The following is a 21,898-nucleotide window of genomic DNA, read 5'->3' on the forward strand; positions in this document are numbered from 1 at the left end:
TAGAGCAGGAAAGACTTCCAGATGGGGCTATAGCTCAGCTGGGAGAGCGCCTCGCTGGCAGCGAGGAGGTCTGCGGTTCGATCCCGCATAGCTCCACCATCTTTAAGTGTTTTTGTTCTTTTCTCTAGAAAGAAGAGAAAATATTTAAAAATGGTTTCGAAAGAAATTCATGCTCTTTAACAATTTGGAAAGCTGACGATAAATAATGTGATTTCATTATTTATCAAATTTAAAAGTTCTCAAATCCTATGTCTTTATGATGTAGGTACCAACACACATTCAAGTGTTCTTGGGAATGTACTCTTGCCAGAGTGCATTCAAATTTGAGTCCGGCAAAATCGAATGTTATCTCGCTCATAATAAAGAGATAACGCACCTTGGAAACGTCATACTACGCTGTAGCAAGCGTATTGCGTTAAGCAAGACCCTTTGGGGTTGTATGGTTAAGTGACTAAGCGTACACGGTGGATGCCTTGGCAGTCAGAGGCGATGAAAGACGTAATAACTTGCGATAAGCCCAGATTAGGTAGTAATAACCATTTGAGTCTGGGATTTCTGAATGGGGAAACCCACGTGCATAAGCACGTATCGTTATGTGAATACATAGCATAACGAGGCAAACCCGGGGAACTGAAACATCTAAGTACCCGGAGGAAGAGAAATCAACCGAGATTCCGAAAGTAGCGGCGAGCGAAATTGGATTAGCCCTTAAGCTTTTAATGCGTCAGGTGAAGAGTCTGGAAAGTCTCGCAGTATAGGGTGATAGCCCCGTAACCGACAACGCATTTTAAGTGAAAACGAGTAAGGCGGGACACGTGATATCCTGTTTGAACATGGGGGGACCATCCTCCAAGGCTAAATACTACTGACTGACCGATAGTGAACCAGTACCGTGAGGGAAAGGCGAAAAGAACCCCTGTGAGGGGAGTGAAATAGAACCTGAAACCGTGTACGTACAAGCAGTAGGAGCGCCTCGAAGCGTGACTGCGTACCTTTTGTATAATGGGTCAGCGACTTAATTTTAGTAGCAAGGTTAACCGTATAGGGGAGCCGTAGGGAAACCGAGTCTTAACTGGGCGTCGAGTTGCTAGAATTAGACCCGAAACCAGGTGATCTAGCCATGGGCAGGTTGAAGGTTGAGTAACATCAACTGGAGGACCGAACCGACTAATGTTGAAAAATTAGCGGATGACTTGTGGCTAGGGGTGAAAGGCCAATCAAACCTGGAGATAGCTGGTTCTCCCCGAAAGCTATTTAGGTAGCGCCTCGGACGAATACCAATGGGGGTAGAGCACTGTTAAGGCTAGGGGGTCATCCCGACTTACCAACCCTTTGCAAACTCCGAATACCATTGAGTACTATCCGGGAGACACACGGCGGGTGCTAACGTCCGTCGTGGAGAGGGAAACAACCCAGACCGCCAGCTAAGGTCCCAAAGTATAGCTAAGTGGGAAACGATGTGGGAAGGCTCAGACAGCCAGGATGTTGGCTTAGAAGCAGCCATCATTTAAAGAAAGCGTAATAGCTCACTGGTCGAGTCGGCCTGCGCGGAAGATGTAACGGGGCTAAGCTATACACCGAAGCTGCGGCTGCATACTTTTGTATGCGGGGTAGGGGAGCGTTCTGTAAGCGGTTGAAGGTGGTCTGTAAGGGCTGCTGGACGTATCAGAAGTGCGAATGCTGACATGAGTAACGATAAAGGGAGTGAAAAACTCCCTCGCCGGAAGACCAAGGGTTCCTGTCCAACGTTAATCGGGGCAGGGTAAGTCGACCCCTAAGGCGAGGCCGAAAGGCGTAGTCGATGGGAAACGGGTTAATATTCCCGTACTTCTTATAATTGCGATGGGGGGACGGAGAAGGCTAGGTGGGCCTGGCGATGGTTGTCCAGGTTCAAGTATGTAGGCGGAAAGTTTAGGTAAATCCGGACTTTCTTAACGCTGAGATACGATGTCGAGCTGCTACGTGCAGTGAAGTCATTGATGCCATGCTTCCAGGAAAAGCCTCTAAGCTTCAGATTATAAGAAATCGTACCCCAAACCGACACAGGTGGTCGGGTAGAGAATACCAAGGCGCTTGAGAGAACTCGGGTGAAGGAACTAGGCAAAATGGTACCGTAACTTCGGGAGAAGGTACGCTCTTGGCGGTGAAGTCCCTTGCGGATGGAGCTACTAGGAGTCGCAGATACCAGGTGGCTGCAACTGTTTATTAAAAACACAGCACTGTGCAAAATCGTAAGATGACGTATACGGTGTGACGCCTGCCCGGTGCCGGAAGGTTAATTGATGGGGTTAGACTTCGGTCGAAGCTCTTGATCGAAGCCCCGGTAAACGGCGGCCGTAACTATAACGGTCCTAAGGTAGCGAAATTCCTTGTCGGGTAAGTTCCGACCTGCACGAATGGCGTAATGATGGCCACGCTGTCTCCACCCGAGACTCAGTGAAATTGAAATCGCTGTGAAGATGCAGTGTACCCGCGGCTAGACGGAAAGACCCCGTGAACCTTTACTACAGCTTGGCACTGAACATTGACCCTACATGTGTAGGATAGGTGGGAGGCTTTGAAGACGGTACGCTAGTATCGTTGGAGCCGTCCTTGAAATACCACCCTTGTATGCTTGATGTTCTAACGTTGGTCCCTTATCGGGATTGCGGACAGTGCCTGGTGGGTAGTTTGACTGGGGCGGTCTCCTCCCAAAGAGTAACGGAGGAGCACGAAGGTGGGCTAAACACGGTTGGACATCGTGTGGTTAGTGCAATGGCATAAGCCCGCTTGACTGCGAGAATGACAATTCGAGCAGGTGCGAAAGCAGGTCATAGTGATCCGGTGGTTCTGAATGGAAGGGCCATCGCTCAACGGATAAAAGGTACTCCGGGGATAACAGGCTGATACCGCCCAAGAGTTCATATCGACGGCGGTGTTTGGCACCTCGATGTCGGCTCATCACATCCTGGGGCTGAAGTCGGTCCCAAGGGTATGGCTGTTCGCCATTTAAAGTGGTACGCGAGCTGGGTTTAGAACGTCGTGAGACAGTTCGGTCCCTATCTGCCGTGGGCGTTGGAAGATTGAAGGGGGCTGCTCCTAGTACGAGAGGACCGGAGTGGACGAACCTCTGGTGTTCGGGTTGTCATGCCAATGGCATTGCCCGGTAGCTAAGTTCGGAATCGATAACCGCTGAAAGCATCTAAGCGGGAAGCGAGCCCTGAGATGAGTCTTCCCTGGCACTTTAAGTGTCCTAAAGGGTTGTTCAAGACTAGAACGTTGATAGGCAGGGTGTGTAAGTGCTGCGAGGCATTGAGCTAACCTGTACTAATTGCCCGTGAGGCTTAACCATACAACACCCAAGGGGTTTTGTGGACTCAAAGTAAGAACTTTGAATGTGTATTAAGAACTTTTAGATAATAGCTTTCCGAATTTTAAAATTTGCTTGGCGACCATAGCATTGTGGACCCACCTGATTCCATGCCGAACTCAGAAGTGAAACATAATAGCGCCGATGGTAGTGTGGGGTTTCCCCATGTGAGAGTAGGACATCGCCAGGCTTTAATTTTGAATAACCCGCTTTTGAAGCGGGTTTTTTCGTCTCTCTAGACGACAAATTGCTGGTATGGCTCAGTTGGTAGAGCGCACCCTTGGTAAGGGTGAGGTCCCCAGTTCGACTCTGGGTACTAGCACCATATTTTGCTATTAGATAATTAATCTGATTGCATACAAAATTTGCTTGGCGACCATAGCATTGTGGACCCACCTGATTCCATGCCGAACTCAGAAGTGAAACATAATAGCGCCGATGGTAGTGTGGGGTTTCCCCATGTGAGAGTAGGACATCGCCAGGTTTACATTCAAAAGCCTCGTCATTAGACGGGGCTTTGTTGTATCTAGAGTTTAGAAAAGTAGTGTGTGTTTGCGGATCGCCGCACCGCCCATGTGAGAGTAGGACATCGCCAGGTTTACATTCAAAAGCCTCGTCATTAGACGGGGCTTTGTTGTATCTAGAGTTTAGAAAAGTAGTGTGTGTTTGCGGATCGCCGCACCGCCCATGTGAGAGTAGGACATCGCCAGGTTTGCATTCAAAAGCCTCGTCATTAGACGGGGCTTTGTTGTATCTGGAGTTTAGAAAAGTAGCGTGTGTTTGCGGATCGCCGGAGTGCCGGACCAACGCACCGCCCTGTGAGAGTAGGACATCGCCAGGTTTGCATTCAAAAGCCTCGTCATTGGACGGGGCTTTGTTGTATCTGGGATTTTTAAGGTAAAAATTCTTCAATTGAATATCAGGTATGTTTCGTTTTCATTGGGGATTGATAGTGAGTTAGCGTAAATTGGCCTTTCTTCTGGTTAAGAGAGACTCTATGAATCGTTTTTTGCTAGTTTGTCTATATCTTGCTCCAATGGTTGTTTTTGCTCAATCTGACTCTAATCAGTCCAAATCGGTTGATATGGCGGACCCAACAGCTGTTTACTCTAGTGTTGGAGCGCATGCATATACTAATGGAGATCTTGATTTCTCTGCAGGGTTTGCATGGGGTAAGAACATGCTAGCGGTAGAGTCTAAGCAAGGTATGGATGCAGTTAACGTACGTTATGCCCATATGGACTTATGGCAGGGTATTGGTGTTTATGCAGAATCAACTCTACAACTGAATAATGACTTTGGCACTTCTGCTAGCATTGGTGCTGTATCAACTTTAAAGGTTGGAGAGCTTTGGATCATTTATCCCATTGCCACTTTAGGCTCAATAGAGATCATTGAAGATGAATGGATTGCTACTGGAACCGTTGGGTTTTATAACCGATTTAAGCTCGGGTCCGGTTTTTCACTGGGTGTGGACCCATTTTATACTTTAGGTGAATCGGATTATGAAAGCATCTATATTGATACTTTCATTAGTTATCAATATAAAAACCATCAAATTCGGCTTGGCTACAACGGTTCAGAAAGCAATAGTAAGGTACTAAACAGCAATACTGATTTTGATGGTGAAGGTTATTTAGAATACAAAATGGCCTTTTAAATAGGCGCTTTAGCTAGCAATATAATTTGCTTCTGCCACACTCCATAGAGCCTTTATTAGAGGGTTGTTGAGCTGGGAACGCTTACAACAAACACCTAGCTTAAAAGGTTTTACAGGCTCTACATCCAGCTTCTGAATATGATCTTTTACCGGGCTGTTATTAATAACTACATCCGGTGCGATTCCAATGCCACAGCCTAACGCCACCATACTAACAATGGCCTCATGCCCGGCAACTTGTGCATAAATGTTGGGCTTAATTTTGCTTCGTTTAAACCAGGTATTGCAGCGATCACGAGCAGTGCCTTCTGAAGGGATAATAAAGGGGATTTCGTTCCAGTTGATGGGCTCTGTGAGCATGCTTTCTATATTGGCTACTCCTTTAGGGGCTATAACAGATAAGGATATTTCGCTGATGTTCTCAAATGCAATTCTAGAAGGCAGTTGGTCACTTTCTGCAGAGATGGCGATATCTGCTTCATCATTGAGCACCTTTTCTATCGCTTGTGCAGGGTCTCCTGTACTGAGCTTATATTCGATCAGTGGGTGCAGTAATCGAAACTCTGAAAGCAGACGAGGTAGGTGGCTATAGCTAGCTGTCACTGAACAAAAAAGTCGTATTTCTCCCTTTAGTACATCCTTATCATCGGAAAAATTAAGAGTAAAAGTCTGCCATTGATTCACGATATTGTGAGCAACAGGGAGCAGTTCTTTACCTGCGGTAGTTAAATCAACACTTCTATTGTCCCGAATGAATAGAATTTGCTCTGCTTCTTGTTCCAAGCGCTTTATTTGACGACTTAAAGCCGATGGACTCATGTGCATGGCAGACGCAGTCTTGCTGAAGTTCTTACTTTCAGAAAGATGTAGAAAAATCTGTAGGCTTTTGATGTTCATTTGAGTAATCTTCTTGTTGCATAATTTGCAATGATTAGTTGTAAATATATCACTTTAAGCAACTTTCAACCTGAATTAGTATGAAATCAATCGGCAAACAAAGCCGAACTATGGAAAGAATTTTTAAGGAGAGCCCGTCATGGCTAACTATTTCAACACGCTAAACCTACGTGAGCAATTGGACCAACTGGGTCGTTGCCGTTTTATGGACCGTTCTGAATTTTCTACAGAAGCTGATTACCTAAAAGGTAAGAAAGTGGTTATCGTAGGTTGTGGTGCTCAAGGCCTAAACCAAGGCTTAAACATGCGCGATTCTGGCCTAGATGTATCTTATGCATTGCGCCAAGCTGCTATTGATGAGCAACGCCAATCTTTCAAAAATGCAAAAGAGAATGGCTTTGAAGTAGGTAGTTACGAGACTCTTATTCCTCAAGCAGACCTAGTTGTTAACCTTACTCCAGACAAGCAACACAGCAACGTTGTTGAAACTGTAATGCCGTTAATGAAACAGGGCGCTGCATTAGGTTACTCTCACGGCTTTAATGTTGTTGAAGAAGGCATGCAGATTCGTGAAGATCTAACAGTAGTTATGGTTGCACCTAAGTGCCCAGGTACTGAAGTTCGTGAAGAGTATAAGCGTGGTTTTGGTGTACCAACATTGATCGCTGTTCACCCAGAAAACGACCCTAAAGGTGAAGGCTGGGATATCGCTAAGGCTTGGGCTGCAGGTACTGGTGGTCACCGTGCTGGCTGTCTAGAGTCTTCTTTTGTTGCTGAGGTTAAGTCTGACCTAATGGGTGAGCAAACTATCCTTTGTGGCATGTTACAAGCGGGTTCTATCGTATGCTACGAGAAGATGATCGCTGATGGCATCGATGCTGGTTACGCTGGCAAGCTTCTTCAATTCGGTTGGGAAACTGTTACTGAAGCACTGAAGTTCGGTGGTATCACTCACATGATGGACCGTCTATCAAACCCTGCTAAGATCCGTGCTTTTGACCTTTCTGAAGAGCTTAAAGATCTTATGCGTCCGCTTTACAACAAGCATATGGATGACATCATCCAGGGCGAATTCTCTCGCACTATGATGGCTGACTGGTCAAATGATGACGTTAACCTATTCAAGTGGCGTGAAGAGACTGGTGAAACTGACTTCGAAAACTACCCAGAGTCTGATGTAGAGATCTCTGAGCAAGAGTACTTCGATAACGGTATCCTAATGATCGCTATGGTTCGCGCTGGTGTTGAGCTTGCGTTTGAAGCAATGACTGCTTCAGGCATTATCGATGAGTCTGCTTACTATGAATCACTGCACGAGCTTCCGCTAATCGCGAACACCGTTGCACGTAAGCGTCTATATGAAATGAACGTTGTTATCTCTGATACAGCTGAGTACGGTAACTACCTATTCGCAAACGTAGCAACTCCGCTTCTACGTGAGAAGTTCATGCCTTCAGTAGCAACAGACGTTATCGGTAAAGGCCTAGGTGAAGCATCTAACTACGCTGATAACCAACGTCTAATCGAAGTGAACGAAGCCATTCGTAACCATCCAGTTGAGTACGTAGGTGAAGAACTACGTGGTTACATGACCGACATGAAGCGTATCGCTGTTGGTGGTTAATCGTTAATTAAAAGTCCGCCGACGAGTTCGGCGGTACTGCTAACGTAAAAAAGGCTTGGTATGAAAATACCAAGCCTTTTTGTTTGTACGTGAGATGGCTATTCGCCTTTACTCGAAAGCTTCTCTTCTAGATCGGCCATCTTCTTTTCCATCTCGTTCAGCTTTTGGCGAGTGCGGAGTAATACTTGGGTTTGAACCTCAAACTCTTCACGACTGATCACGTCTAGCTTGTTTAGTTGAGCTTGAATGACTTGACGGACTTTTTGATCAACGTCAGTGCCTAGGTCTTTCACTGGCTGAGGCATAGATTCATGAATTTGCTTTGCAATCTGCTCTAATTTTTTAGGGTCGAACATAGGGGCGTTTCTCCAAAATCGTTTGTTATATTCTAAGCAATTCAGCGTCTTTTGTCGCAAATAATATCGAGACAGATATTTGTTTTTGATATAAAAAAGGGCTCAGAAATGAGCCCTTATAGGTTTATTACCTTGGATTAGTTTGATTCAACAATTTCGCTTTCATCAAATTCTGGTAATGGCTTATGCTCTGAAGCAAGGAAGCTGTATATAACTGGCAAGACAAATAAGGTAAACACGGTACCAATAGCAAGCCCCGCGACAATTACGATACCTATACTGAATCGCTGTGCAGCACCAGCGCCTGTTGCATACATTAGAGGTATCAAGCCTGCAATCATGGCTGCCGTAGTCATTAGAATAGGTCTTAGGCGTACCTTAGCTGCGGTCATTACTGCATCTATACGATTACGTTGATGATGTAATTGTTCCTCTTTTGCTACCTCACAGATCAAGATGCCGTGTTTGGTAATAAGACCAACCAGCGTAATCAATCCTACCTGTGAGTAGATGTTCATCGTCGATAGTCCCCAAGCCAACGCTATCAAAGCCCCACTAATCGCCAGTGGTACAGATACCATGATGACTAGTGGATCACGTAGAGACTCAAATTGTATCGCCAGTACCAAGAAGATGATCGCGATTGCTAACAAGAAGGTGGTGTATAACGCGCTTCCTTCAGTCACATATTGACGAGATTCACCCATATAGTCATGGTTGTATCCACTTGGTAGTTTTTCAGCTGCAGTAGCTTCAAACCATGCAATTGCATCACCCATAGCAACACCAGGAGCTGGAACCACACCCACAGTAGCGGAATTCAACTGGTTAAAGTGAGGTAGAGACCTAGGTTGAGGAATAACATTGATAGATATTAAACTGCCCAATGGTACAGAGTCGCCTGTAGATGAACGTACGTAATAGTTATTCATCGATTCAGGGTTCATTCGGAACTTACGCTCCACCTGTGGGATAACCTCATATGAACGACCATACAAGTCGATACGGTTAACATAACCATCAGCCATCATAGTACTTAGAGTGATACCGATATCTTGCATGGTAACGCCATAAGCACCTGCTTTGTCTTTATCTATGGTGATCTTCATCGTCGCTGAATCATAATTCAGGTCGAGATCGGAATAGACAAACTGTGGGTTTGCATTTACTTCAGCAAGTGTGTTGGTCGCAATCTGGAACAAACTCTCGAAGCTGTTTGGTGTAGTGATAACAAACTGAATCGGAAGGCCTGAACCTGCACCAGGAAGCTCCGGCATCTGGAATGCAGTGATTGCCATACCAGGTACATCTGCGATTAAGCCAGAAACGCGGTTGGTGATCTCAGATTGACTAGCTTCACGTTGACTCCACGGTTTTAGAGATGCAATACCAAATGCCTGATTTGAGTTAGGAACACCGGTAAAGATCTGTGCATAGGCAACTTCTGGCTGCTCGTTGAGGATATCATTGACATCATTCATGGTGTTCTGCAGGTAATCCAAGTTTGCATTCGATGGGCCTGTACCCATCATCATAACCACACCCTTATCTTCTGACGGTGCCAGTTCACTTGGAATAAACTTGAACAGCAACGGTAAGCTACCGAATACAATCAATGCAAAGACAATGACTACGCTTCGGTGCTGCATAACTGAAGCAAGTGCAGAAGCATAATTCTCACTTAATGCATCCAACTTCTTATGAACGAATTGTTCAAAGCGATTTGGTTGCTCATTCTGCTTAAGAATGGTCGAACACATCATAGGACTCAGCGTTAACGCGATAATCCCAGATACAAACACCGCGCCTGCAAGAGTGAGTGCAAACTCCTTAAATAGGGAACCAGTAATACCGCCCATTAAGGCAATAGGAGCGTAAACTGCGCCGAGTGTCAGTGTCATTGCAATAACAGGGACAGCGATCTCACGCGTACCAATAATCGCAGCTCTAAATGGTGTTTCTCCTAACTTAATGTGCCGGTCTACGTTTTCGAGTACTACGATGGCGTCATCCACCACCAAGCCGATAGCCAGTACCATTGCCAGCAAAGTCATCAAGTTCCAAGAGAACCCTAATGCTTGCATAAACAAAGCTACACCTATCAGTGATAGGGGAATAGTTACGATAGGAATCAATACCGCGCGTATAGAGCCCAAGAATAAAGTGATTACGACTAATACGATTAAAGCTGCCTCAAAAATGGTTTTTGCCACCTCTTGAATTGATTCATTAATCGCGACCGTGGAGTCGTACATCACCTGCATCTTGATGTTGGTTGGCAGGTTTTTTTCAAGTTGAGGTAAAAGCTCTAGAACATCAGCAGCAATGTTAATTGGGTTAGCACTTGGTGCCCCGTTGATTGCAGCTACAACAGCTTCTTGACCATTGGCACTTGCACGATAGATATCATGGCTCTTCTCTCGAGTTACCTTCGCTATATCACTAAGACGAACGACCTGGCCACCATCTTGTTTAACTACGAGGTTTTTAAGCTCTTCAACATTAGCAACCTGAGTGTTGGCACTACCATTGTAGAGAACAAAAGTACCTGTTGCCTGACCGGTTGCAGATTGGAAGTTATTGGCATCCAGTACCCCCATCACGTCAGTTGCAGTGAGTCGTAAGCCCGCCATTTTTTCAGGATCTAGCCATACACGTAGGGCGTATTTCATGCCGCCGTAGAGGTCGACTTTAGATACGCCATTCACGGTAAATAGCTGAGGATTAACAACACGCTCAAGGTAGTCAGTTATTTGGCTTGAAGCCAATTCATCACTAGTGAATCCTATATACATAACCGCAGTTGTCGAGCCTGTCGACATGGTTACTGTAGGATCTTCCGACTCCTTAGGAAGCTGCGAGCGAACCGAGTTGGTTTTAGCAAGTATGTCTGCTAACGCCGCATTCGGGTCAGTGTTAAGCTTCATAGTGACAGTAATGGTAGAGCTACCAAGTACTGATTGAGATGTCATGAAGTCGATGTTGTCAGCCTGAGCGATAGCTTGCTCAAGTGGTTGAGTGATAAAACCCTGAATCAGATCAGCACTAGCGCCGTAGTAACTGGTTGATACCGTAACCACGGTGTTCGTCATTTCAGGGTATTCACGCACCTGCATCTTGAAGATAGCTTGCATACCCAACAGGGCTATCAAAAAGCTGATAGAGACTGCGAGTATTGGGCGTTTTATAAAAATGTCTGTAAATCGCATTGTTTATCCCTTACAGCATCGGAAGTTCAGTTGGTGGAGTCGTGGCATCACTTTCCACAATTTTCACCTTGGACTCGTTGCTCAGGCGCACCTGACCAGAAGTGACGATCACTTCACCAGGCTTAACGCCATCTAAAATTCGTACTTTATCTTGGTCACGTTCACCCGCTTTAATAACACGCTGCGCGACGCGATGAGTTTCTTCATCGAGAACGAATACGCTATCACCGTATAGGGTGTAGGTGATAGCGACTTGAGGTAGTACAACCTGGTCTTGAAGTTTTGGTAACACAATTTGTGCGCGAGCAAACATACCCGATCTCAGCTTGCCCTGAGTATTTGGGATATCAGCCTGTACTTGTAATAGACCACTTTGATAGTTGATTGCTGGTTCTATCGCTGAAATGGTGCCATCAAAAATGCTACCAGGATAAGAATCAACTTCGATGCGGATCGCCTGACCAATGTTAATACGTGAGATATCGTTTTGTGAAACGGTAAAGCGCATACGCATAACACTGATGTCTTCTAGACGAGCGATTCGGCTACCCGCTTGCATATATTCACCAAGGTTAACGCCACGAATACCAATAACACCGGTGAACGGTGCATTTACGTCGCGACGATCGATTGTCGCTTTAAGGCCTGCAATATCTGCTTTCAACGATAAATAAGAGGCCTCAGCATCATCGAAATCTGCTTGGGAGATAGCCCCTTTCTTAATCAAGCCTTTGTAACGCTTGTATTTTGCCTCTGAAGCTGGGAATCGTGCTTGAGCACTTTGTAAGTTTGCTTTTTCAACATCAGAATCCAACTGCACCAAAGAGGCTCCTTTAGATACCTGTTGGCCAGAAACAAAGTTAATTTTGGTCACAATGCCGCTTGCTTCTGCAGTCAGTGTTACACCTTGCAGTGGCTCAATAAACCCAATTGCGTCTATACTTGGCGTCCACTCTTCAGCAGAGGCCGTCATTACGGTAACTGGATACACTGGCTCTGGGCGATTTGCCATGTATTCCGCTATCTTCTGTTGTTTGAAGATATTGAAGCCAATCACGCTACCGAATAGGGCGATAGCAATAATAAGCATAATTAGTGTCCACTTTTTCATGGAACGGTTCTCCAGTTATTTAGTTGTAATGGCGTCCCAGCTTGCTTGGATGGCCAGTTTGTAAGTATTGCTGTCGATAGGTTCTATTTCTTGAAAGTGCTTGCGAGTTAGTGCAACGCAGCTTTCCAAGCTAAGGCTATATAAAACCGAATCGGGTAAATGTTTAAGTTCTCCTGACTGCCTGCCTTCTTCAAAGACACTGAGCAGTCGATCAAACAGTTTTTTTTCTAGGTTTCGAATCTCAACGCTCAAAGGCGAGGGTAACGATTCATACTGAATTCGAGTTTGCAACAGTCCCAATTGAGACCCTCCAATACTCCATACGTTGTGGCACATAGTTTCGTACCTTTTATAGAGCGATTGATTTGGGAGCACATCCTTCTGAATGATTTCTGCAACCTGTCTTGTTAACCAGAGCCTAAGCTCTGCAATCACGCTATCTTTATCTTTGAAGTAGAGATACACCGTGCCCGTTGCCATCTTGGCTTCTTTCGCGAGTCTTTGTATTGAAAGGCCATTGAAGCCATCACGACCTAAAATAGTCACTGCTGCTTCTAAGATGTCTTCGCGCTTGGTTTTAGAACTCATGGATATAGTATCCCCCACCCAAATGAATGAACGTTCATTCATTTTAATGCGCAATTATTAAAATGCAACCATTTGTAAGCATAGGTAAGCATTTGGAAAAGGAAAATTCGATTGGAAATGAGTGAGGTGATCAGTATGATTAGAGCCCTTTTTTGTATCTCGGTGGCGTTATGAGGCTGAATCCACAGCAAGACCAAGCAGTAAAATTTGTATCAGGGCCTTGTTTGGTTTTGGCGGGTGCAGGTTCAGGAAAAACTCGCGTAATTACTAATAAGATTGCTTATTTGGTGCAGCAATGTGGTTATAAAGCTCGTAATATCGCGGCAGTGACCTTTACCAACAAAGCGGCACGAGAAATGAAAGAGCGTGTCGGTCAGACTTTAGGTAAGAATGAATCCAAAGGTTTGATGGTTTCTACTTTTCATACCTTAGGCCTCAATATCATTCGTCGAGAATACAAAGCATTAGGTTTAAAAGCGGGTTTTTCACTTTTTGATGATCAAGACCAGCTTTCTATGCTCAAAGAACTCACGGAAGACTTGCTAGATGGTGATAAAGATCTACTTCGTCAGCTAGTCAGTACTATTTCAAACTGGAAGAACGACATGCTGACGCCGGCTCAAGCAAGAGCCTCAGCGCAGGGTGAACAACATACGTTATTTGCCGATTGTTTTGAGATGTATCAGCGCCAAATGGTGGCTTACAACGCCCTAGACTTTGATGATTTGATTCTTATGCCTGTATTGCTATTAAAGCAAAACGAGGAAGTGCGAGAGCGTTGGAGAGCGCGGATTCGTTATCTTCTGGTAGATGAGTATCAAGATACTAACACCAGCCAGTATGAGCTTGTTAAGCTGTTGGTTGGTGAGCGTGGTCGGCTGACGGTGGTAGGTGATGATGATCAGTCCATCTATTCATGGCGCGGTGCTAAACCTCAAAACTTGGTGTTGCTTGGTGAAGATTACCCAAATCTGAAGCTGGTTAAATTGGAGCAGAACTACCGTTCTACTAGCCGAATCTTGCGCTCAGCAAACATCTTAATTGCAAACAATCCACACGTGTATGAAAAGAAGCTCTTCTCAGAAATACCTGATGGTGAAAAGCTTAAAGTGCTGATGGCCAAAAATGAAGACCATGAAGCAGAGCGAATTACGGGTGAAATAATTGCTCATAAGTTTGTTAATCGAACTCATTACAAAGATTACGCGATCCTTTATCGTGGTAATCATCAATCGCGTCTGATTGAAAAGTCGTTGATGCAGAACAGAGTGCCTTATCGAATTTCTGGAGGGACCTCGTTTTTTTCCAGAGCTGAGATTAAAGACGTAATGGCCTACTTACGGGTACTTGTAAATCCTGATGACGATAATGCGTTTCTGCGTATCGTGAATACACCGCGTAGAGAGATAGGTCCCGTTACCCTCGAAAAATTAGGTAGCTATGCCAACATGCGTGGTAAAAGCTTGTTTGAAGCATCGTTTGAGCTTGGATTAGAGCAGTCGCTTACAGGTAAGGGCTTAGAGAGTCTGCGTCGCTTTACCGAGTGGCTTGTAAGGGTGGGTGACAACGCGGAACGTGGTAATACGGTTGATGCTGTTCGTAGTCTAGTACGTGATATTAAGTATGAAGATTGGCTCTATGAAACATCTTCCAGCCCTAAAGCGGCAGAAATGCGAATGAAAAACGTGTCTGATCTTTATTCTTGGATAGTGGCCGATCTTGAAGGGGATAACTATGACAAGGAAGAGAAGACCCTTAAAGAAGTCGTCCAACGCTTAACACTGAGAGACATGATGGAGCGTGGAGAAGATGATGCTGAGGCCGATCAAGTTCAATTGATGACGTTGCATGCATCAAAAGGGCTCGAGTTCCCTTATGTTTACCTAATGGGTGCTGAAGAGGGAATTTTGCCACACCAAACCAGCATAGATGAAGATAACGTCGAAGAAGAGCGTCGATTGATGTATGTAGGCATTACTCGTGCACAGAAAGAATTGAATTTTACTGTATGTAAAGAGCGTCGTCAGTATGGTGAGCTTATTAAGCCAACCCAAAGTCGCTTTTTAGATGAGCTTCCATTCGATGATTTAGAGTGGGAAGCCAAGAAGAAAGAACAAACTAAAGAAGAGCGTATGGAGAAAGGACAGGCCCATATTGCAAATCTAAGAGCGATGTTTAAAAAATAAAAGCCCAAGAGCTTGAGCAAAAACTAAAAAAAGATGGCCTTGGCCATCTTTTTTGTGTCTGCAGACAATTAAAGGTCAGCAATCATATGGTCGATAGCGGCAATGATTTCATCATCGCTACAATCCATACAAGCACCACGCGCAGGCATTGCGTTGAAGCCGTTGATAGCGTGATCTGCCATTGTTTCTTTGCCTTGAGCGATACGTGCGCTCCAATCAGCCCCATCGTTGATTTTAGGAGCACCGCTCACACCTGTACCGTGACAAGCTATGCAGAATGTTCCATAGATAGTTGCGCCGTCTCGAGGGCCTGAGGCAACTTCTTGCTCGGGTTCTGCTCCAGCAAGATAAACATCGCCCACGGGCTTAATTCGCTCGGCAATCGCGTCATAATCTTCTTGGTTTGAAGAGGCGAAGCTAGCTCCGGAGAATACAAGCGCGGCTGTAAATAGGGTTATAAGTTTACGAGACATATCCATTAACTCTCTTTTAATTCCTGAGTAAGCGCCAACCAGATGAACATTTGTACGTAGTTCGCACAAAATGGAACAACTAACTGTTAAGGTGTTGTAAATGTTGAGTGATTATATATCTTATGATTGTTGCATTAAACTATATCTTTACTGGGGCGAGGGTTAAATCACATCTCGAAACCTACGGTGAGAGATCGATTTCGTTGAAAAAAAGCGCAATCACAAAAAAAATCTGAAAAAGTACTAGACGGCAAAGTGTGATATCCGTATTATTCCACTCCGCCGATAGGGCATGCGCCCGTAGCTCAGCTGGATAGAGCGTTGGCCTCCGGAGCCAAAGGTCGAAGGTTCGAATCCTTTCGGGCGTACCATCCGGAAGCTTGTTTTTATAAACAGCATATTGGCAAAAAATAGTGGTGGCTATAGCTCAGTTGGTAGAGCCCTGGATTGTGATTCCGGTGGTCGCGAGTTCGAATCTCGTTAGCCACCCCATTATTTAGGTAACTTCGGTTTCCTATTTCGATTTTAAATCGAGATGAAATTTAGTCAGTGAGTAGCACAGTTTGTTAGTGCATCCTGTCTTTGAGAATAGCGGGACTAGAGGTGACCCTCTGGGAATAACAAAGTTCTCTAAAATTTGTCGGTGAATAGCGCAGCTTGGTAGCGCATCTGGTTTGGGACCAGAGGGTCGGGGGTTCGAATCCCTCTTCACCGACCACTACAATTGGTCATGGCATATATGCGATGGCAGTAAAAGATCAGTGGTGGCTATAGCTCAGTTGGTAGAGCCCTGGATTGTGATTCCGGTGGTCGCGAGTTCGAATCTCGTTAGCCACCCCATTGATTAAGGTAATCTCGGTTCCCTGTTTTGATTTAATCAGAACGAAACATAAGTCGGTGAATAGCGCAGCTTGGTAGCGCATCTGGTTTGGGACCAGAGGGTCGGGGGTTCGAATCCCTCTTCACCGACCATCATACGAAGCCCTACTCGAAAGAGTAGGGCTTTTTTGCGTCTGGAGTTCATGGTTTTAGTGAGAAAAGTGCATTGGGTCGGGGGCTGGAAGCCCAGTCGCATCGAACCCCTCTTCACCGGCCAACTATACGAAGCCCTACTCGAAAGAGTAGGGCTTTTTACGTCTGGAGTTCATGGTTTTAGTGAGAAAAGTGCATTGGGTCGGGGGCTGGAAGCCCAGTCGCATCGAATCCCTCTTCACCGACCAACTATACGAAGCTCTACTCGAAAGAGTAGGGCTTTTTTGCGTTTGGAGTTCATGGTTTTAGTGAGAAAAGTGCATTGTGTCGGGGACTGGAAGCCCAGTCGCATCGAATTCCTTTTCACCGACCACTATACGAAGCTCCACTCGAAAGAGTAGGGCTTTTTGCATCTGGAGTTTATGGTTTTAAGTACAAAAAAAAACGCACTTGAAAGTGCGTTTTTCTGTTTGTCTAACTCTGGTTAATCCATCATGTATTTACGTCGGATATCGAGTAAGGCAAAGATACCGAAGATTAAGATCGACCATTTTTCCCATGACGTAAGTTTCACTTTGTCTCCAAAAGCCCCAAGGAAGATCGCAGATTGAAGACCATGCATCATGAGTAGGAATGCGGTCATAATGTAGAGCGCGATGGCGGCTTTGCCCGGAAACGGGTGAAAAATATTAAAAATTAATACAAACCAAACAAAGGCGATCGCAGCCTTTGCTAGCATTAAAAGATATTTCATTACTGCTCTCTTATAAATAGTTGAAATCTAACTTGTCCTGCCACTTTTTCACGATGTAATTGCCAATTTTCTGGCAAGGAGGGCATATCCAACTCTTTTTCAGTCTCAACATAAATCAGAGCCTGATCGTTGAGCCAATGATTGTTTTCTAGCAATTCTATGCTTTCTGCTAGTAAATCTTGTCGAAATGGCGGATCAATAAACACAATATCGTATGGCTGGCCTTCTTGTTTCAAGAAGTTTAACGAATTTTGATTCAATACATTGATGTTTGTCGCTTTAACAGTCTGCGCGTTTTGCTGTAACTGCTGAAAAGCTTTGCTATTGAGCTCGATCAAGGTGACTTCTTCTGCCTGCCTTGAAGCAGCTTCAAACCCTAATCCACCGGAGCCGGCGAACAGATCTAGGCAACGTGCATTTGGAATGTCATTGGCAATCCAGTTGAACAAGGTTTCCTTTACTCGATCTGTCGTTGGACGTAACCCTTCGGCATCATGAACGGGGAGCTTTCGCCCGCGCCATAAGCCGCTGATGATGCGGATTGAGCCTGAGCCCTTGCTATTTTGTGAAGAAGAGGAGCGTTGATGTTTTCTCATGCTGTTTTTGGCCATCGAATAAGTGGTATCATACCCTATTGATTATTTTAAAATTGTACTCGTAAACACGAGATTAATCATCGCTAATTAAACGTACCGTGCCGATTGGCGCTGTATATATGCACGAATCATAAAGTAACTGGGATAGTCTCCGATGACGGATAAGAAAAAACGTGGCTTATTGTCTTGGCTCGGTTTTGGTGAAGAAGAACAAACACAACCAGAGCAAAAAGAAACGGACATTAATGAACAGCAACAGGAGCAGCTAGAGGCTGAAGTTGCTGAGCAGCAAACGACACAGACTGAAAAGCTTGAGAGCGAAGTCGTAGAATTAGAGCCTGTTGAAGAGCAACCTACAAAAGAAGAAAGCGAGCAAGAACCAGTAGAGAAAGCAGCTGAGGTCATTCAGCCCGAGGTTCAGGAGAAGCCAACAGAGAGCTTCTTTGCCCGACTAAAACGCAGTCTTGCTCGCACTAAAGCAAATATTGGTGCGGGCTTCTTTGGTCTATTTAAGGGCAAAGAGATTGATGACGATTTGTTTGAAGAGTTGGAAGAGCAGCTTCTGATTGCTGATGTTGGCATGGAAACAACCATGAAAATCATCGATAGTCTGACAGAAAAAGCCTCTCGCCAGCAGTTAAAAGACGGTGAAGCGTTATATGACTTACTGAAACTGGAGCTTGCCGAGATTTTAGCGCAAGTAGAACAACCGTTGCAGGTCGATGAGCGAAAATCGCCTTATGTTATTTTAATGGTGGGTGTGAATGGGGTTGGTAAGACGACGACCATTGGTAAACTAGCTAAGCAATTCCAGTCTCAAGGGCAAAAAGTGATGCTAGCTGCGGGTGATACTTTCCGTGCTGCGGCAGTAGAGCAACTTCAAGTTTGGGGACAACGCAATGATGTTCCTGTTATTGCTCAACACACAGGTGCAGATAGTGCTTCTGTTATCTATGATGCAATCGAAGCCGCTAAAGCACGAGGCTATGACGTCGTTATTGCAGATACTGCTGGGCGACTGCAGAACAAGAGCAATCTTATGGAAGAGCTTCGTAAGATTGTTCGCGTGATGAAGAAGATTGATGACAGCGCACCACATGAGATCATGCTGACGTTAGACGCTGGTACTGGTCAAAATGCAATGAGCCAAGCGAAATTATTCAGTGATGTAGCACCGGTAACTGGGATTACATTGACTAAACTGGATGGCACAGCAAAAGGTGGTGTTATCTTCGCTCTTGCCGACAAGTTCAAGATCCCAATTCGTTATATCGGTGTGGGTGAAGGTATTGATGATTTGCGTCCATTTGAGACTCAAGAGTTCATTGACGCATTGTTTAGCAGAGAAGATTAATAGCTCACAGCAAGGACGATTTAGTGATTAACTTTCAACAGGTTAGCAAGGCTTATCGCGGTGGCCATCAAGCGTTGCAGAAAGTGGATTTCCACCTAAGAAAGGGCGAGTTGGCTTTTTTAGGCGGTCACTCTGGAGCAGGTAAAAGTACGCTGCTTAAATTGATTTGTGCCATGGAGCGACCGACTGACGGAAAGATAGCGTTCAATGGGCATGACATTACGCGTATTGGCGACAAAGAGATCCCTCTACTTAGGCGTAATATCGGCATAGTCTTTCAAGATCACCGTCTTCTGATGGATCGAAGTGTGTTTGATAATGTGGCTTTGCCTATGCGTATTGAATCCATTGCAGAGAACGAGATTAAACGTCGAGTAAATGCGGCGTTGGACAAAACGGGCTTGCTAGATAAAGCACGTTGCCTACCGACTCAATTGTCAGGTGGAGAGCAGCAGCGAGTGGGTATTGCTCGCGCTGTAGTCAATAGACCAACATTATTGCTGGCCGATGAGCCAACCGGAAATTTAGACCCTGAGCTTTCTAATCGTATCTTTAGGTTATTTGAAGAATTTAACCGTGCAGGTGTTTCTATTCTTATCGCAACTCACGACGTCGGTATGATGGAAATTCGAAAGCAATATCGTCGTTTTGAGTTGAACCAAGGATTTTTGAGCGAGGCAGAGGGTTATGGCCAATAAGAGTTCAGTACAAAAGATTGGGTATTTTCGCTCTCACTATCTTGTAGCAAAAGGCTCGTTGCACGAGATTGCTCAAAGGCCTTTGGGCAATCTGTTCACCCTAGCCGTTATTGCGATAGTACTTGCATTGCCGTCTAGCCTTTATGTTGTAGCGAAGAACATTCTAGATGCCGCTGAGCAAGTGAGTCAACCTGCCGCTGTAAGTGCATATTTGCAAGAGGGGACACCAGAAGCTCGCATTATGTTGATTAAGGATCAACTTGAAGGCGACGATGCAATAGCAAGTGTTGAATACATATCTTCACAGCAAGGATTGCAGGACCTAAGTTCGCACTCTGGGTTCAATGACGCTATCAGCTTGCTAAATGATTATGCATTGCCAGCATTGTTGGTGATCCATCCAGCACAAGCTTCTGATACCACGCAACAACATATCCTCGGTCTTGCCAATGCAGTTGAAGTATTTACTGATGTGCGAGTGGATCAAGACTGGCTGCAGCGCTTCGATGCAATTAAAGCACTGAGTAGTGCACTTGCTTTAGCTCTTGCCGGCATGATGCTAGTAGCTGTGGTGCTTATCATTGGCAATACCATGCGCTTTAATGTGTTAGCGCGAAAAGAAGAAATTCAAGTAATGAAGTTTCTTGGAGCGACCAATAGTTTCATTCTTCGACCTTACCTTTACACTGGAATGTGGTTCGGTTTATTAGGTTCTTTGTTTGCTTGGTTAATGACTTTGGCGCTGTCACTTTTCTTAGGAAGTACGGTTCAATCAGTCGCATCATTATATGATAGCAGTTTCACCTTGAGCCCTTTAAGTTTTGATGAATCGATTATCTTGTTGTTAATTGGTAGCTTTCTCGGTTTATCCGCTGCTCAAGCCTCAGCACGCCGTCATCTTTCTGAAATTGAACCTGTGTAGAATTTACTTGTCTCAGTAAGTGGTAACAGGCTGAGTGTATGTCTTAGCTCACAGTCGAGGGGTTGCCCTCGATGAATTTCTGTGCATAATATCCAGTCCGTTGTTTTTTAGCAGTAGCTAATTTAACAGCGAATAGGTTGTAAAGTTCGATGAATGAGGAATTGAATGGCTACTAAAACGTTTTCAATGGCACTAGTATCTCAAGATAGCTTAGATAGCTACATCAGATCTGCAAACGGCTATCCAATGCTAACCGCAGAGAAAGAGAGAGATCTTGCCGAGCGTTTACATTACAAAGGTGAGATTGAGGCTGCAAAAGAGCTGATTTTGTCTCATTTGCGTTTTGTTGTTCATGTTGCTCGTGGTTATTCTGGTTATGGTCTTCCTTTAGCTGACTTAGTTCAGGAAGGTAATATCGGATTAATGAAAGCAGTGAAACGATTTAACCCAGAAGTGGGTGTGCGTCTTGTTTCATTTGCTGTTCATTGGATCAAAGCTGAAATTCATGAGTACGTATTGCGTAACTGGCGTATCGTTAAGATTGCGACCACAAAGGCTCAACGTAAACTGTTCTTCAATCTGCGTAAAAACAAAAAGCGTTTAGGTTGGTTTAACAACGGTGAAGTTGAGACGGTAGCAAAAGAGCTAGGAGTGTCTCCATCTGAAGTTCGTGAAATGGAATCTCGTTTAGCAGCTCAAGACGCAACTTTTGAGTTTTCGGCTGATGACGATGATAGTGCGAACTTCAACCCAGTAGCGCCAGCACTTTACCTTGAAGATAAAGAATCTGATATTGCTGATAATGTGGAAGCGGACAACTGGGAAAGCCATACTAATGCACGCTTAGCAAATGCTTTAGCGACTTTGGATGAGCGCAGCCAGCATATTGTACGTGCACGTTGGCTCGATGATCAGAAGCAAACATTGCAAGACCTTGCTGATACCTACAGTGTTTCTGCTGAGCGTATCCGTCAGCTAGAAAAGAATGCGATGAAGAAGCTTAAATTAGCGGTCGGCGATCTCTAATATAGATAAAGAATTTTAAAGGCCAAGATCGAGAGATCTTGGCCTTTTTTATTGGGATCGGTTTTTGTGTTTCATAATAAGCTTAATCTGTGGATAACTCTGTGGGATAAATTTCGATAGCAT

The 21,898-nt window shown here is 44.8% G+C and carries 15 protein-coding genes, 7 tRNA genes and 3 rRNA genes; 17 read left to right on the plus strand and 8 right to left on the minus strand.

The features are described from left to right. Positions 1-23: 23 nt before the first annotated feature. The 6 genes from OCU48_RS00285 to OCU48_RS00310 all read left to right on the plus strand — a co-directional run bounded on the left by OCU48_RS00285 (position 24) and on the right by OCU48_RS00310 (position 5,009). Positions 24-99: transfer RNA gene (locus OCU48_RS00285), tRNA-Ala, on the plus strand. Between the two features lie 342 nt (positions 100-441). Next, positions 442-3,331, plus strand: a 23S ribosomal RNA gene (locus tag OCU48_RS00290). A 92-nt stretch (positions 3,332-3,423) separates the two neighbouring features. After that, a 5S ribosomal RNA gene (gene rrf / locus OCU48_RS00295) occupies positions 3,424-3,539 on the plus strand. A 59-nt stretch (positions 3,540-3,598) separates the two neighbouring features. Further along, positions 3,599-3,674, plus strand: a tRNA-Thr gene (locus OCU48_RS00300). A gap of 43 nt (positions 3,675-3,717) precedes the next feature. Further along, positions 3,718-3,833, plus strand: a 5S ribosomal RNA gene (gene rrf / locus OCU48_RS00305). A 513-nt stretch (positions 3,834-4,346) separates the two neighbouring features. Beyond that, positions 4,347-5,009, plus strand: coding sequence for a hypothetical protein (locus OCU48_RS00310; protein ID WP_244312392.1), 663 nt, complete (start codon positions 4,347-4,349; stop codon positions 5,007-5,009). A gap of 9 nt (positions 5,010-5,018) precedes the next feature. On the opposite strand, the gene ilvY is transcribed toward OCU48_RS00310, so the two are convergent. Then, positions 5,019-5,906, minus strand: coding sequence for an HTH-type transcriptional activator IlvY (gene ilvY / locus OCU48_RS00315; protein ID WP_141347302.1), 888 nt, complete (start codon positions 5,904-5,906; stop codon positions 5,019-5,021). A 139-nt stretch (positions 5,907-6,045) separates the two neighbouring features. On the opposite strand from ilvY, the gene ilvC reads away from it, so the two are divergent. Then, entirely contained in the window at positions 6,046-7,530 is a 1,485-nt protein-coding gene (ilvC, locus tag OCU48_RS00320) for a ketol-acid reductoisomerase (RefSeq protein ID WP_141347301.1), read from the plus strand. A gap of 98 nt (positions 7,531-7,628) precedes the next feature. Here ilvC and ubiK read toward each other — a convergent pair whose 3' ends face one another. The 4 genes from ubiK to OCU48_RS00340 all read right to left on the minus strand — a co-directional run bounded on the left by ubiK (position 7,629) and on the right by OCU48_RS00340 (position 12,794). Beyond that, a complete protein-coding gene (gene ubiK / locus OCU48_RS00325) occupies positions 7,629-7,886 on the minus strand; it encodes a ubiquinone biosynthesis accessory factor UbiK (RefSeq protein ID WP_141347300.1) in 258 nt (85 codons plus the stop codon). A gap of 137 nt (positions 7,887-8,023) precedes the next feature. Beyond that, positions 8,024-11,095: a multidrug efflux RND transporter permease subunit gene (locus OCU48_RS00330; protein ID WP_141347299.1), complete on the minus strand. Its 3,072-nt coding sequence runs from the start codon at positions 11,093-11,095 to the stop codon at positions 8,024-8,026. 10 nt (positions 11,096-11,105) lie between these two features. Beyond that, a complete protein-coding gene (locus OCU48_RS00335) occupies positions 11,106-12,206 on the minus strand; it encodes an efflux RND transporter periplasmic adaptor subunit (RefSeq protein WP_141347298.1) in 1,101 nt (366 codons plus the stop codon). Positions 12,207-12,221: 15 nt separating this feature from the next. Then, positions 12,222-12,794 (minus strand): TetR/AcrR family transcriptional regulator, encoded by a 573-nt coding sequence (locus OCU48_RS00340; RefSeq protein ID WP_141347297.1) that lies wholly within the window; start codon positions 12,792-12,794, stop codon positions 12,222-12,224. Between the two features lie 170 nt (positions 12,795-12,964). On the opposite strand from OCU48_RS00340, the gene rep reads away from it, so the two are divergent. Continuing rightward, positions 12,965-14,980 carry a DNA helicase Rep gene (gene rep, locus OCU48_RS00345; protein WP_141347296.1) on the plus strand — a complete coding sequence of 672 codons (2,016 nt, stop codon included), beginning with the start codon at positions 12,965-12,967 and terminating at the stop codon, positions 14,978-14,980. 68 nt (positions 14,981-15,048) lie between these two features. Here rep and OCU48_RS00350 read toward each other — a convergent pair whose 3' ends face one another. Next, positions 15,049-15,459 carry a c-type cytochrome gene (locus OCU48_RS00350; protein WP_141347295.1) on the minus strand — a complete coding sequence of 137 codons (411 nt, stop codon included), beginning with the start codon at positions 15,457-15,459 and terminating at the stop codon, positions 15,049-15,051. Between the two features lie 288 nt (positions 15,460-15,747). Here OCU48_RS00350 and OCU48_RS00355 point away from each other — a divergent pair. The 5 genes from OCU48_RS00355 (at position 15,748) to OCU48_RS00375 (ending at position 16,425) form a co-directional block, all read left to right on the plus strand. Then, positions 15,748-15,824 (plus strand) — tRNA-Arg (locus OCU48_RS00355). 45 nt (positions 15,825-15,869) lie between these two features. After that, positions 15,870-15,945 (plus strand) — tRNA-His (locus tag OCU48_RS00360). Positions 15,946-16,094: 149 nt separating this feature from the next. Then, positions 16,095-16,171, plus strand: a tRNA-Pro gene (locus OCU48_RS00365). A gap of 46 nt (positions 16,172-16,217) precedes the next feature. Further along, positions 16,218-16,293: transfer RNA gene (locus OCU48_RS00370), tRNA-His, on the plus strand. Between the two features lie 55 nt (positions 16,294-16,348). After that, a tRNA-Pro gene (locus OCU48_RS00375) sits at positions 16,349-16,425 on the plus strand. 484 nt (positions 16,426-16,909) lie between these two features. On the opposite strand, the gene OCU48_RS00380 is transcribed toward OCU48_RS00375, so the two are convergent. Next, the gene (locus OCU48_RS00380; RefSeq protein ID WP_141273600.1) at positions 16,910-17,179 is read right to left on the minus strand and encodes a DUF1145 domain-containing protein; all 270 of its coding nucleotides are present in this window, start codon (positions 17,177-17,179) and stop codon (positions 16,910-16,912) included. Further along, on the minus strand, positions 17,179-17,775 hold the full coding sequence (rsmD, locus tag OCU48_RS00385; RefSeq protein ID WP_208727235.1) for a 16S rRNA (guanine(966)-N(2))-methyltransferase RsmD: 597 nt from the start codon (positions 17,773-17,775) through the stop codon (positions 17,179-17,181). Before rsmD ends, OCU48_RS00380 begins: the two co-directional genes overlap by 1 nt. A 154-nt stretch (positions 17,776-17,929) precedes the next feature. On the opposite strand from rsmD, the gene ftsY reads away from it, so the two are divergent. The 4 genes from ftsY to rpoH all read left to right on the plus strand — a co-directional run bounded on the left by ftsY (position 17,930) and on the right by rpoH (position 21,775). Further along, positions 17,930-19,129, plus strand: coding sequence for a signal recognition particle-docking protein FtsY (ftsY, locus tag OCU48_RS00390; RefSeq protein WP_141347293.1), 1,200 nt, complete (start codon positions 17,930-17,932; stop codon positions 19,127-19,129). 23 nt (positions 19,130-19,152) lie between these two features. Beyond that, positions 19,153-19,827 carry a cell division ATP-binding protein FtsE gene (ftsE, locus tag OCU48_RS00395; protein ID WP_065599759.1) on the plus strand — a complete coding sequence of 225 codons (675 nt, stop codon included), beginning with the start codon at positions 19,153-19,155 and terminating at the stop codon, positions 19,825-19,827. Then, the gene (gene ftsX, locus OCU48_RS00400) at positions 19,817-20,749 is read left to right on the plus strand and encodes a permease-like cell division protein FtsX (RefSeq protein ID WP_141347292.1); all 933 of its coding nucleotides are present in this window, start codon (positions 19,817-19,819) and stop codon (positions 20,747-20,749) included. The genes ftsE and ftsX overlap by 11 nt, the downstream gene beginning before the upstream one ends. Before the next feature lie 165 nt (positions 20,750-20,914). Further along, positions 20,915-21,775 carry an RNA polymerase sigma factor RpoH gene (rpoH, locus tag OCU48_RS00405; protein ID WP_141347291.1) on the plus strand — a complete coding sequence of 287 codons (861 nt, stop codon included), beginning with the start codon at positions 20,915-20,917 and terminating at the stop codon, positions 21,773-21,775. Positions 21,776-21,898 lie beyond the last annotated feature (123 nt).

This window comes from Vibrio inusitatus, assembly GCA_024346935.1.
GTDB classification, from domain to species: Bacteria; Pseudomonadota; Gammaproteobacteria; order Enterobacterales; family Vibrionaceae; genus Vibrio; species Vibrio inusitatus.